This is a genomic window from Roseococcus microcysteis, assembly GCF_014764365.1.
GTDB classification, from domain to species: domain Bacteria; phylum Pseudomonadota; class Alphaproteobacteria; order Acetobacterales; family Acetobacteraceae; genus Roseococcus; species Roseococcus microcysteis.
On the sequence record NZ_CP061718.1, the window covers coordinates 754385 to 767016 of the forward strand.

At 71.2% G+C, this 12632-nt stretch carries 12 protein-coding genes; 7 read left to right on the forward strand and 5 right to left on the reverse strand.

The window, feature by feature from the left end; genetic code table 11:
* Nucleotides 1–62: 62 nt before the first annotated feature.
* Nucleotides 63–1247, forward strand: coding sequence for an acetyl-CoA acetyltransferase (locus ICW72_RS03520; RefSeq protein WP_191084960.1), 1185 nt, complete (start codon nt 63–65; stop codon nt 1245–1247).
* 112 nt (nt 1248–1359) lie between these two features.
* Here the strand turns inward: ICW72_RS03520 and ICW72_RS03525 are convergent, their stop codons facing one another.
* Both ICW72_RS03525 and ICW72_RS03530 read right to left on the reverse strand, forming a co-directional pair.
* On the reverse strand, nt 1360–2358 hold the full coding sequence (locus tag ICW72_RS03525) for a Bug family tripartite tricarboxylate transporter substrate binding protein (protein ID WP_191084961.1): 999 nt from the start codon (nt 2356–2358) through the stop codon (nt 1360–1362).
* A gap of 74 nt (nt 2359–2432) precedes the next feature.
* Entirely contained in the window at nt 2433–3488 is a 1056-nt protein-coding gene (locus ICW72_RS03530; protein WP_191084962.1) for an AI-2E family transporter, read from the reverse strand.
* Between the two features lie 43 nt (nt 3489–3531).
* On the opposite strand from ICW72_RS03530, the gene ICW72_RS03535 reads away from it, so the two are divergent.
* Both ICW72_RS03535 and ICW72_RS03540 read left to right on the forward strand, forming a co-directional pair.
* Nucleotides 3532–4191, forward strand: a complete 660-nt coding sequence (locus tag ICW72_RS03535) for a DsbA family oxidoreductase (protein WP_191084963.1) — start codon at nt 3532–3534, stop codon at nt 4189–4191.
* A 67-nt stretch (nt 4192–4258) separates the two neighbouring features.
* Entirely contained in the window at nt 4259–4939 is a 681-nt protein-coding gene (locus ICW72_RS03540; RefSeq protein ID WP_191084964.1) for a DJ-1/PfpI family protein, read from the forward strand.
* A 225-nt stretch (nt 4940–5164) separates the two neighbouring features.
* Here ICW72_RS03540 and ICW72_RS03545 read toward each other — a convergent pair whose 3' ends face one another.
* Entirely contained in the window at nt 5165–6181 is a 1017-nt protein-coding gene (locus ICW72_RS03545; protein ID WP_223881014.1) for a polyprenyl synthetase family protein, read from the reverse strand.
* A gap of 199 nt (nt 6182–6380) precedes the next feature.
* On the opposite strand from ICW72_RS03545, the gene ICW72_RS03550 reads away from it, so the two are divergent.
* Both ICW72_RS03550 and ICW72_RS03555 read left to right on the forward strand, forming a co-directional pair.
* The gene (locus ICW72_RS03550; protein ID WP_191086358.1) at nt 6381–6578 is read left to right on the forward strand and encodes a putative signal transducing protein; all 198 of its coding nucleotides are present in this window, start codon (nt 6381–6383) and stop codon (nt 6576–6578) included.
* On the forward strand, nt 6565–7299 hold the full coding sequence (locus ICW72_RS03555; protein ID WP_191084966.1) for a tRNA1(Val) (adenine(37)-N6)-methyltransferase: 735 nt from the start codon (nt 6565–6567) through the stop codon (nt 7297–7299). Before ICW72_RS03550 ends, ICW72_RS03555 begins: the two co-directional genes overlap by 14 nt.
* Here ICW72_RS03555 and ICW72_RS03560 read toward each other — a convergent pair.
* Together ICW72_RS03560 and ICW72_RS03565 are read right to left on the reverse strand one after the other, a co-directional pair.
* Entirely contained in the window at nt 7291–8079 is a 789-nt protein-coding gene (locus tag ICW72_RS03560) for an SDR family NAD(P)-dependent oxidoreductase (RefSeq protein WP_191084967.1), read from the reverse strand. The genes ICW72_RS03555 and ICW72_RS03560 overlap by 9 nt on opposite strands.
* A gap of 22 nt (nt 8080–8101) precedes the next feature.
* On the reverse strand, nt 8102–9040 hold the full coding sequence (locus ICW72_RS03565; protein ID WP_191084968.1) for an alpha/beta hydrolase: 939 nt from the start codon (nt 9038–9040) through the stop codon (nt 8102–8104).
* 118 nt (nt 9041–9158) lie between these two features.
* Between ICW72_RS03565 and ICW72_RS03570 the strand changes: the two genes are divergently transcribed.
* Complete coding sequence (locus ICW72_RS03570; protein WP_191084969.1) at nt 9159–10079, forward strand: PfkB family carbohydrate kinase; 921 nt, start codon at nt 9159–9161, stop codon at nt 10077–10079.
* An 81-nt stretch (nt 10080–10160) separates the two neighbouring features.
* Nucleotides 10161–12623 (forward strand): glycogen/starch/alpha-glucan phosphorylase, encoded by a 2463-nt coding sequence (locus tag ICW72_RS03575; protein ID WP_332308981.1) that lies wholly within the window; start codon nt 10161–10163, stop codon nt 12621–12623.
* The last annotated feature ends 9 nt before the right edge of the window (nt 12624–12632 follow it).

Below are 12632 nucleotides of genomic sequence, written 5' to 3' on the forward strand. Positions count from 1 at the left end.
AGGCGGTGATTTCGCGCCCGCCCCGCACCCGCTATCCTCCCCCGCAACACATGGAGGATGCGATGACCGGACACACCCATGACGCGGCCATCATCGGCTGGGCCCATAGCCGCTTCGGCAAGATCGAGGACGCGCCCGACGCCGAGGCGCTGATCGGCCTCGTCGCCCGCCAGGCCATCGAGCATGCGGGGCTGGAACCCGCCGATGTGGACGCGGTCTTCCTCGGCCAGTTCAATGGCGGCTTCACGCCCCAGGAATTCCCGGCCTCGCTGGTGTTCCAGGCCGTGCCGGAACTCCGCTTCCGCCCCGCCACCCGCTATGAGAACGCCTGCGCCACGGGCAGCGCCGCCATCCATGGCGCGCTCGATTTCCTCGCCGCGAAGCGCGGCCGGATCACCCTGGTCGTGGGCGTGGAGAAGATGACCGCGACCCCCGGGCCGCGCGTGGGCGAGATCCTGCTCTCGGCCAGCCACCTCAAGACCGAGGGCGGCATCGAGGCGGGCTTCGCCGGCGTCTTCGCCCGGATCGCCGAGGCCTATTTCCAGCGCCATGGCGACCAGTCCGACGCCTTGGCCGCCATCGCCGCCAAGAATCACAAGAATGGCGTGGACAACCCCTGGGCGCAGATGCGCAAGGACCTGGGGTATGAGTTCTGCCGCGCCGAGAGCGAGAAGAACCCCTTCGTCGCCCGCCCCCTCAAGCGCACCGATTGCAGCCTGGTGAGCGACGGCGCCGCCGCCATCATCATCGCGGAGGGCGATGTGGCCCAGTCCGCCCCCCGCGCCGCCCGCTTCCGCGCCACCGCCCATGTGCAGGACTTCCTGCCCATCGCGCGCCGCGACATCACCCGCTTCGAGGGCCCGCGCGAGGCCTGGGCGCGCGCCTTCGAGGCGGCGGGGCTGGGCCTCTCCGACCTCTCCTTCGCCGAGGTGCATGACTGCTTCACCATCGCCGAACTCATCGAATACGAGGCGATGGGGCTGACGCCCGAGGGCCAGGGCCACCGCGCCATCCTGGAGGGCTGGACGGCCAAGGATGGAAAGCTGCCCATCAACCGCTCGGGCGGGTTGAAGGCCAAGGGCCACCCGATCGGCGCCACGGGGGTCTCCATGCACGCGCTCGCCGCCATGCAGCTGTGCGGCGAGGCGGGCGAGATGCAATTGCCCCGCGCCGAGGTGGCGGGCGTGTTCAACATGGGCGGCGCGGCCGTCGCCAACTATGTGAGCATCCTGGAGCGGGCGGGCTGACCCACCCGCAAGAGCGGGATGCGTCGAGGTGCAATCACCGAAGACGCTGAGTCCCGCTCTCAGCCATGGCTGGAGCGGGCCGCGGGAACGCAGCTCGCTCCAAGGGCCCCCGTCAGTCCAGCGTGGCGCCCGAGGCCTCCACCAGCCCCTGCCAGACGCGCTCCTGCTCGGCCATGTAGCGGCCATAGGCCTCGGGGCTCTCATCGGTCACGGGGGTGAAGCCCAGCGGCTCCATCCGGCCCTTGAACTCGTCCGAGCGCGCGATCTGGGTGAGGACCTGGTGCAGCCGCGCGATCACGGGGGCCGGCGTGCGCGCCGGCACGTTCACCGCGTACCAGGACTGCATGTCGATGCCCGCCTGCGGCAGCAGCTCGGCCATGCCGGGCACGTCGCGCAGCTCGGGCACATAGGTCACGCGCTCGGCGCTGCCCACGGCGAGCGCGCGGAAGCGGCCCTCGCGCACATGGGGCATCAGGGCCGGGATCACGTCGAACATCATGTCGATGTTGCCCGCCACGAGGTCCACGATGGCCGGACCGCCGCCGCGATAGGGCACATGGGTGATGTCCATGCCCGCCGCGCGGTTGATGCTGGAGAGCGTGAGGTGGCTGACCGTGCCCGTGCCGGAGGAACCCATGCTGATCCGCCCCGGATTGGCGCGGGCGGCGGCCACCAGCTCCCCGAAATTCTGCCAGGGGCGGCGGGCGTTCACGACCAGCAGCACGGTCCCCGTCACCACCCGCGTCACGGGGGCGAGGTCCCGGATGGGGTCGAAGGGCATGGAGCGGCGGTAGAGGAACTTGTTCGCCGCCAGCATGGAGGCGGTGCCGAGCAGGATGGTGTGCCCATCGGGCTCGGCCTTCGCGACCATGTCGCCGCCCAGGTTGCCGCCGGCGCCGCCGCGATTCTCGACCACCACGGTGGCGTTCAGCAGCGGCTGCATGCGCTCGGCCAGCAGGCGACCGGTGATGTCCACCGCGCCGCCGGGCGCGAAGGGGACGACGATGCGGATGGGGCGGGAGGGCCAGGCGGCCTGGGCGCGGGCGAGGCCAGGGGCGGCCAGCGGTGCCGCGAGGGCCGCGCCGAGCAGCGCGCGACGGGGGGCGTTCATGGGAAGTCTCCTGGGCTGCGGATGGGTGGCTTTCCCGGGTGTCCGGCAGGAAGGCCCGAAAGGCAAGCCCTCGTTCAGGGTGGGGGGGCCTGCTTCACCCCGCCCCAGTCCAGCAGCAGCGCATAGCCCACCGCCAGCACCACCGGCCCGAGGAAGAGGCCCAGGAAACCGAAGGCGAAGACCCCCCCCAAAGCGCCCAGCAGGGTCAGCAGCAGGGGCAGGTCCGCCCCGCGGGCGATCAGCCAGGGGCGGATCACATTGTCCACGGAGGAGATGCCCAGCGCCCCGTAGAGCAGCATGAACAGCCCCCAGCCCCAGGAATCGGTGGCGAAGAGCCAGATCGAGGCCGGCAGCCAGACCAGCGGCGCCCCCACCGGGAAGATGGAGATCACCCCGGCCACCACCCCCAGCAGGACAGGCTGCGGCACCCCTGCCACCCAGAGGCCGATGGCCGTCAGGAAGCCTTGCGCCAGCGCCGTGCCCAGCAGCCCATAGACCACGCCCCGCGTCACATTGCCCGTCAGCTCCCACAGGTGCAGCGCGCGGTCACCGGCCAGCCGCTCCAGCAGACGGTAGCAATGCGCCGCGATGGCCGGCCCGTCGCGGTAGATGAAGAAGGCGAGGATGATGGCCACCAGCACCTCCACCAGCCCCGACAACAGCAGCAGCAACAGCCCCAGCGCCTGCTGCGCGATGGTCCCGGCATAGGGGCCGACCAGCGCCGTGAGCTGCGAACTGTCGCCCGCCAGCGAGTCCCAGAAGCTGTTCAGCGGCCCGCCCACCAGCGGGATGGGCAGCAGCACGCCGGACAGATCCGGCAGCCCCTCGGTCAGCACGCGCTCGATCCAGGCGCGGATGCCGTCCACATCCTCGCGCGTGACGGGCGTCGCCAGCAGCAGGGGCAGGCCCAGCAGCAGGAATTCCAGCGCCACCATCACCACCGCCGCATAGCCCGGCCGCAGGGTCAGGCGGTTGGTGAGGAAGCGGAAGATGGGCCAGGTGCAGAAGACCAGGATGACCGCCCCCAGCAGGGCCGAGATGAAGGGCCGCAGCACCAGGAAGCAGGCCAGCGCCAGCAGGCCCGCTGCCAGCAGCCCGATCAGCCGGGCTACTGAGTCCTTGCTTTCCATACGGAACCCTATCGTTTTGCGGTGGTCTGCGTAGAATGGCCCCGTGAACGTCCTCGCACCACCCCGGCCGCGGCTTTCCGTCGAGATCGTCTTCGATCTCGTCTGCCCCTGGTGCTATCTGGGCGTGCGCCGCCTGCTGCGCGTCCTGGCCGAGCGGCCGGACCTGCAGGCCGAACTGCTCTGGCGCCCCTTCCTGCTGAACCCGGACATCGCCCCCGGCGGCGTCCCCCGCCAGGACTGGCTGACCCGGAAATTTGGCGGCGAGGAACGCGCCCGCCGCCTGCACGGCACCATCGCCGAGCTGGGCCAGGCCGAGGGCATCGCCTTCCGCTTCGAGCTGATGCGCCGCATCCCCTCCAGCCTGGATGGCCACCGGCTGCTGCGCTGGGCCGCCCCACAGGGGCCGCTGGACGGCCTCGTGGAGCGCATCTTCCAGGCCTATTTCAGCGAGGGGCAGGATATCGGCCAGCACAGCGTCCTGGCCGCGCTGGCCGCCGCCGAGGGGCTCGACCCCGCCGAAGCCCGCCAATTCCTGGCCAGCCCCGCCGAGACCGAGTGGGTCCATCTGGAGAACCTCCGCGCCCATCGCCTGGGCATCAACGGGGTGCCCTGCTTCCTGGTGGACGGGCAGCACGCCATCGCCGGCGCCCAAGAGGGCGAGGTGCTGCAACGCCTGATCGAGGTGGCACTCGCCACCTCCTGACCTCCGACCTGGACGGCGCCCGGGAAAGCCCGACAATGGCGGGACAACCACAAAGGGGGCCCGTTCCATGACGCATCTGACCATCGGCAGCGTGATCTTCCCGGACCTCGACCAGGTGGACCTGACCGGGCCGCACGAGATCTTGTCCCGCCTGCCCGATTCGACCTGGCGCCTCTACGGGCCCAGCCTCGACCCCGTCACCGACATGAAGGGCCTGCGAATTCTGCCCGATGCCGTGCTGGAGGATGCGCCGCAGCTCGACGTGCTGCACGTCCCGGGCGGCTTCGGCGTGGACGCTGCCATGCGCGACCCGCGCCTGCTGGACTGGCTGAAGCGCCAGGCCGAAGGGGCGCAACTGGTCTTCACCGTCTGCACCGGCTCCCTGCTGCTGGGCGCCACCGGGCTGCTGCGCGGCCGCCGCGCCACCACCCATTGGGCCAGCCACCACCTGCTGCCCCTGCTGGGCGCCACCCCGGTGGATGAACGCGTGGTCGAGGACGGCAAGTTCGTGACCGCGGCCGGCGTGACCTCGGGCTTCGACGGCGCCCTGCACGTGGCCGCCAAGCTGCGTGGGTCCGAGGCGGCCCAGTTCATCCAGCTCTACATGCAGTATGACCCCCACCCGCCCTTCCAGGCCGGAAACCCCCGCACCGCCCCCGCCGCGACGCGCGACCAAGCCACCGCCGCCTTCGCGAACGTCGTCGCCGCGCGCGAGGCGGTGCTGCGGGGACTGCAGCTCACGGGGTGAGGTGAGGCCCCGGGGAGGGCGCTGCCCTCCCCAGACCCCTCCCGCCGAGGGCCCAGGCCCTCGGAACCCTTTTGACTTAATGGGTATTCAGAGGGAGGGGCGTCACGGGCGCGCGCGTGATGCAGGGCACAACGTGCCCCTCCCTCCGAATACCCACTGAATCGAACGGGGTTAGGGGCCCATGGCCCCTGGCGGGGGTCCGGGGGCGGCAGCCCCCGCCGGGCCTCAACGCGCCCGTGCGATGCAGAACCGCACCACCTCGGCCAGGGCGTGGCGGAAGGGGTTGTCGGGGAAGCCGGCCAGGGATTGCAGGGCGGCCTCGCCATAGGCTTCCGCGCGGGCGATGGTCTTGGCGACGGCGCCGTGGCGCGTCATCAGGCGCTGGGCTTCGGCGAAATCGCTCTCGTCCTGCTGGCGTTCCTCGATGGTGCGGCGCCAGAACTGCTGCTCGGCCGCGTCGCCGGCGTGGAAGGCGGCGAGCACGGGCAGGGTGATCTTGCCCTCGCGGAAATCGTCGCCGACGGTCTTGCCCAGCTTTTCCTGTTCGGCCGCGTAGTCGAGGGCGTCGTCCACCAGCTGGAAGGCGATGCCGAGGTTGCGGCCATAGGAATCCAGCGCCTCGGCTTCCGCCTCGGGCCGGTCGGCGACGACGGCGCCGAGGCGTGTGGCGGCGGCGAAGAGCGAGGCTGTCTTGCCCTCGATGACTTCGAGGTATTGCGCTTCGGTCGTGCCCAGGTCGTTCTGGATGAGGAGTTGCAGCACCTCGCCCTCCGCCAGCGTGGCGGCGGCCGAGGAGAGGATGCGCATCACCTCCAGGTTTCCATCCTCCACCATCAGGCGGAAGGCGCGGGCGAAGAGGAAGTCGCCCACCAGGACCGAGGGCTTGTTGCCGAAGAGGGCGTTGGCGCTGGCCTGGCCGCGGCGCAGGGTGCTTTCGTCCACCACATCGTCATGCAGCAGGGTGGCGGTGTGGATGAACTCCACGCAGGCGGCGAGTGCCACATGGCGCGGCCCCTCATAGCCGCACATGCGCGAGGCACCCAACGTCAGCACCGGCCGCAGCCGCTTCCCACCCGAGCTGACCAGATGCGCGGCGAGCTGCGGGATGAGGGCCACCGGGCTGTGCATGCGCTCGACGATCAGGCGGTTGCACTGCGCCAGGTCCTCGGCCACGAGGGCGGTGAGGCGTTTCAGCGCGTCCTCGCCATGCCCGGCCGCGCCCTGGTCCTTCGCCTCGATCACACCACCCACGCTGTCATGCCCCCGAAACGCGCCATGTCCCGCGCGATGGCCAATGGTCAGAAAAGACGCGGCCGGCCCAGGGCCGCTCAACCGGACATCACGGCTTGACCGTTCCGCGCCGCGCCGCAGGATAGGCCCCGGCACAGATGGCGGCAAGGCAAGGCCTGGCAAGGGCTCGGCACCGCTGGAGGGGACGCGCGTGGAGGTTGTGGCGGAGGATGGTGACCCGGTGCGCATGCAGTTCCTGGCCGCCCTGCTGCGCGATGCCGGCATCGAGCCCGTGATGCTGGACGCGAACCTGGCGGGGCTGGGGCTGGCCGTCTTCCCCCGGCGCCTGGCCGTGCGACGCGAGGATGGGCCGCGCGCCCGGCGCATCCTGGCCGATGCCGGGGTCTGAGCCGCCCGCCGAGGCCTTCACCGAGGATGCGTTGCTGGGGGGCCGCGTGCGGCTGACCCAGCCGCGCGAGGGGTTTCGTGCCGCGCTCGACCCCGTGCTGCTGGCCGCCTTCATCCCCGCCCGGCCCGGCGAGACGGTGCTGGAGGCCGGCTGCGGCAGCGGGGCGGCCTTCCTTTGCCTCGCGGTCCGGGTGCCCGGGGTGGCCGTGCAGGCCGTCGAGCGCGACGCCGAGATGGCGGCGCTGGCTCGGCGCAACGCGGAGGGCAATGGCGCGGCGGCGATGATCCATGCCGCCGACATCCGCACCCCGCCCCCCCTGCCTCGCTGCGACCACGCCTTCGCCAACCCGCCCTATTGGCCGGGCGGCACGCCCTCGCCCCAGCCGCGCCGGCGCGACGCCGCGCATGAGGATGCGGCGCTGGAGGATTGGGTGGCCATGCTGGCGCGGCCGCTGCGGCACCTTGGCACGCTGACGCTGGTGTTGCCTGCCGGCCGCTTCGCCGCCGCCGCGGCGGCGCTGCGCGGCGCGGGCTGCGGGTCGGTGCGGCTGCTGCCGCTCTGGCCGCGCGCGGGGGTGGCGGCCAAGCGCGTGCTGATCCAGGCGCGGCGGGGCGGGCGGGGGGCGGATGAGGTGCTGCCCGGCCTTGTCCTCCACGCCGCGGACGGCTCCTTCACGCCCGCGGCCGAGGCCGTGCTGCGCGGGGGTGCCGCGCTACCGTAGCGCGCTGGCCGCCGGGCAGGCCGTGCGCCCGCCATCCACCTGCAGATGCGCGCCCGTGATGGCCGAGGCCGCGTCCGAACACAGGAACAGCACCGCCGCCGTGACCTCGGCCGGGGTGGAATAGCGGCCCAGCGGGATATTGGCCTTGTAGCGTTCCGCCGCGTCGTTCACGCCGCGCAGCCCGGCCTGTTCCTCCAGCGAATGGATCATGCGCGTCTCGGTGGGGCCGGGGCAGACGGCGTTCACCCGCACGCCCTGCCGCGCCACCTCGCCCGCCACCGAGCGCGTGATGCCCAGCACCGCATGCTTGGAGCCCACATAGGGCGCGAGCCCCATGGAGCCCGCCAGAGCCGCCGTGGAGGCCGTGTTCACCACCGCGCCCGCGCCCTGGCGCAGCATCACGGGCAGCACCGCGCGCAGGCCGAGGAAGACGCCCTTCACGTTGACGGCCATGACGGCGTCGAAGACTTCCTCCTCCTGCTCGACCAGGGGGCGGACATGGCCCTCGATGCCGGCATTGTTGAAGAAGCAGTGGATGCCACCCCAGCTCTCCACGGCGGCGGCGACATAGGAAGCGACATCGGCCGCGCGCGTGACGTCCGCGATGCGCGACTGCGCGTCATGGCCTTCCGCCCGCAGCGCGGCGGCGGCGTCATGCACGGCCGGGTCACGGTCCACCAGCAGCACGTGGGCACCTTCGCGCGCGAAGCCCTGTGCGGCGTCGAGGCCGAGGCCATTGGCCGCCCCGGTCACCACCGCCACCTTGTCCTTGAAGCGCATCCTCCCCTCCTTCTTGTGTGTTCTAGGATAGCCCGTCGCGCAGCGCCGCCGCGGCGCCGCTGATATAGGTGGCGGCGGGGCGGATGATGGCGCCCATGGTCAGCATGCCGTGCAGCATGTCGGCCGCGTGCAGGTGCTGCACCCGCACCCCCTCGCGCTCCAGCCGCGCGGCATAGTCGCGCCCCTCGTCGCAGAGCGGGTCATGCGCCACGGTCAGCACATAGGCGGGCGCGGTCCCGGCCAGCGAAGGCGCGCGCAGCGGCGAGGCGCGCCAGTCATTCCAGCTCCCGGGGTCGGGCGCGTAGTGGTCGCGGAACCACTCCATGATGACGGCGGTCAGCGGCACGCCACCGGTGAAGCGGGCATAGCTCTCGTGCCGCATCGCCATGTCGGTCGCGGGGTAGAGCAGCAGCTGGAACTTCACCGGCGGCAACGCGCCATCACGCGACATCAGCGCCAGCACCGCCGCCATGGAACCGCCCGCGCTGTCACCGCCCACCGCGAGCCGTGCGGGGTCCATGCCATAGGTCGCGGCATTCTCCGCCATGTGGCGGAAGGCGGCGGCGCAATCTTCGATGGCGGCGGGGAAGCGGTGCTCGGGCGCCAGGCGGTAGTCCACCGAGAGCACGGCGCAGCCCGCCTGGTTCGCCAGGCTGCGCGCCAGATGGTCATGGGTGTCGATGTCGCCGAAGACCCAGCCGCCGCCATGCATGTAGAGCATCCCGGGGAGCACCTGGCCCGGCACGCTGCCGGCCGGGCGGTAGAGGCGCGCACGGTTGCCGCCGGGCAGCACGAGGTCACGCGCCTCGGCCACCTCGGGCGGGGGCGGCTGCAGGACGGGGCGGCCGGCGGCGTAGAGTTCGCGCGCCTCCTCGGGTGAGATCAGGTTGAAGGCGGGACGGCCCGAGGCCTTCACCATCTCCAGCAGCGTGAGGCAATCGGGGTGGAGGGGGGCGGCCATGGGCTCTCCTGACGAATGCGATGGCAAGCAGGTTGGGCCAAGCGCGGCCACCCGGCAACATGCCCGCAACGAGGAGAAGCTTGCGCGGCGCGGGCCGGATCAGGCCAGATGGCCGGGCATGGACGGCCCTTCCCTGACCCCCTCCCCGCTCGTCATCTGCCTCGGCAATGCCGTGGCGGATCATGTGTTCCGCGTGGACGATGTGCCCCAGCCGCCGGCCAAGGCCCGTGCGCGCGGCTATGCGCTGACAGCGGGCGGCATGGCGGCCAATGCGGCCATCGCGGCGCGGCGCCTGGGCGGGCGGGCCGCCTTCTGGGGGCGCCTTGGCGATGACGCGAACGGGGCCATGCTGCTGGCGGCGCTGGCGGCCGAAGGGGTGGCCACCGATGCGGTGCGCGTGATCCCGGGCGCGGTCAGCCCCGTCTCCGCCGTGCTGGTGGATGCGGTGGGGGAGCGCGCGATCCTGGGCTATCGCGGCGAACACCTGGCTGTGGACCCGGCCTGGTTGCCGCTCGGTGCCCTGGCCGGTGCGGGCGCGTTGCTGTGTGACCCGCGCTGGCATGAAGGGGCGGTGGCGGCGCTGGCCGCGGCGGAGACGGCCAACCTGCCCAGCGTGCTGGACGCTGAGCGCAGCGAGACGCGCATCCTGCTCGACCTCGTGCCCCGCGCGCGGCATGCCATCTTCTCCGTCCCCGGGCTGATGAACTTCGCCCCCGGCGCGCGCCCGGCGGAAGGCCTGCGCCGGGCCCTGGCCGAGGGCGTGACCGAGGTCGCGGCCGTCACGCGCGGCGAGAAGGGCGTGCTGTGGCTGACGCGCGGCCAGCGCACGCCGCGCGAGATGCCGGCCTTCCCGGTCGCCGCCACCAACACCACCGGCGCGGGCGACGTGTTCCACGGGGCCTATGCGCTCGCCATCGCCGAGGGCCGGCCGGTGGAGGCGGCACTGCGTTTCGCCAATGCCGCGGGCGCCCTGCGCGCGCGGGACGGCACCACCGCCACCCGCGCCGAGACCGAGGCTTTCCTGGCCGAACAGGGCTAGCCGCACGGGCCCGAAGACGCTTCCGGCACCCCGCCGATCCATGCGAGGATCGCACCGCCCAAGTTGAGGATGCGCCACTCCGTGACACCGCCCGACACGAACAGCCCCGCCCCCGTCGCCCGTGGCGCGGAGGCCATGCGCGATGCCATCCTGCGCAAGCTGACCTTCGACATCGGCAAGAGCCGCGCCGGCGCGCTGGACCGCGACTGGTTCATGGCCACCGCGCTCGCGGTGCGCGACCATGTGGTGCAGCCCTGGCTGAATGACATGCGCGCCGCCTACGACACCGGCGAGAAGCAGGTCTACTACCTCTCGCTCGAATTCCTCATCGGCCGGCTGCTGCGCGAGAACATGTCGAATTTCGGCCTGATGGCCGATGTGCGGGCGGCGCTGGTCTCGCTCGATGTCAGCCCCGCCTTGGTCGAGGCCTGCGAGCCCGACGCGGCGCTTGGCAATGGCGGCCTCGGGCGGCTCGCGGCCTGTTTCATGGAGAGCCTCGCCTCCCTCTCCATCCCCGCCTTCGGCTATGGCATCCGCTACGACCACGGGCTGTTCAAGCAGGCCATCCGCGACGGCTGGCAGGAGGAATTCCCCGAGGATTGGCTGAACTTCTCGAACCCCTGGGAATTCGCGCGCCCCGAGATCGCCCACCCCATCGGCTTCGGCGGCAGCGTCGAGGAGGTGGAGGGCGGCGACGGCAGCATCCGCCATGTCTGGAAGCCCGCCGAGACGGTGCTGGCCGTGGCCTATGACACGCCCATCGTGGGCTGGCGCGGCAAGCATGTGAACACGCTGCGCCTGTGGTCAGCCCGCGCACCCGACGTGCTGCGGCTGGAGGCCTTCAACCGCGGCGACCATATCGGCGCCGTCTCCGAACGCGCGCGGGCCGAGGCCATCAGCCGCATCCTCTACCCGGCCGATGACAGCCCCTCGGGGCAGGAGTTGCGGCTGAGGCAGGAATTCTTCTTCTCCTCGGCCGCGCTGCAGGACCTGATCCGGCGGCACCAGCGCGTCTATGGCAGCCTGAACACATTGCCCGACCGCGTCGCCATCCAGCTCAACGACACCCACCCCGCCATCGTGGTGGCGGAGCTGATGCGCATCCTGCTCGATGACAACGGGATGGAATGGGCCGACGCCTGGCGCGTCACCCAGGGCTGCATCAGCTACACCAACCACACCCTGCTGCCCGAGGCGCTGGAGAGCTGGCCCGTGGCGCTGATGGAACAGCTGCTGCCGCGCCACATGCAGATCATCTACATGATCAATGCCGTGCATCTGGGCGAGGTGTCGGAAGCCTATCCGGGCGACAACCGGCTGCTGGCCTCCCTGTCGCTCATCGAGGAGCAGTCCGGGCGGCGCGTTCGCATGGGGCACCTGGCCTTCGTGGGCAGCCACAAGGTGAACGGCGTCTCGGCCCTGCATTCGGAACTGCTGAAGCAGACGGTCTTCCGCGACTTCCACATGCTCCAGCCCCACAAGCTGACCAACAAGACCAATGGCGTGACCTTCCGGCGCTGGCTGCAGCAGTGCAACCCCTGCCTGACCGAGCTGCTGGTCGAGAGCATCGGGCCGGATTTCCTGGACGACCCCGAAGCGCTGCGGGGGCTGGAGAAGCTCGCGGGCGATGCCGGTTTCCAGCACCGCTTCGCCGAAGTGAAGCGCGTGAACAAGCAGGCGCTGGCGCAGGTGATCCGCGAACGCACGGGCATCCGCGTGGACCCGACGGCCATGTTCGACATCCACATCAAGCGCATCCACGAATACAAGCGGCAATTGCTGAACGTGCTGGAGACCATCGCGCTCTACGACGCGATCCGCGCCGAGCCGCACCGCGACTGGCAGCCCCGCGTGAAGATCTTCGCGGGCAAGGCGGCGGCGAGCTACCATCGCGCCAAGCTCATCATCAAGCTGGCGCATGACGTGGCGCGGATGGTCAACCGCGACCCGATGATGCGCGACCGGCTGAAGGTGGTGTTCCTGCCCAACTACAACGTCTCGCTGGCCGAGGTGATCATCCCCGCCGCCGACCTGTCCGAGCAGATCAGCACGGCGGGCATGGAGGCATCGGGCACCGGCAACATGAAGCTCGGCCTCAATGGCGCACTCACCATCGGCACGCTGGACGGCGCCAATGTCGAGATGCTGGAGCATGTGGGCGCGGAGAACATGTTCATCTTCGGCCTGACCACGCCGGAGGTGGAGAAGCGCCGAAGGGAAGGCTGGCACGGGCAGATGGCCATCGGGGCCTCCTTCCGCCTCTCGCAGGTGATGGACCAGTTGAGTTCCGGCGTGCTCTCGCCCGATGATCGCGGCCGCTATGCCGAGATGGTGCGGAATTTGCGCGACCATGACCACTTCCTCGTCACCGCCGATTTCGACAGCTACTTCGCCAAGCAGCGCGAGGTGGACATGCTCTGGGCGCAGCAGGCCGAATGGCAGCGCGCGGCCATCCTGAACACGGCGCGTCTGGGCTGGTTCTCCTCCGACCGCACCATCCGCGAATACGCGGAGGAGATCTGGCGCGTGCCGGTGGAACGTTGAGCGGCACGG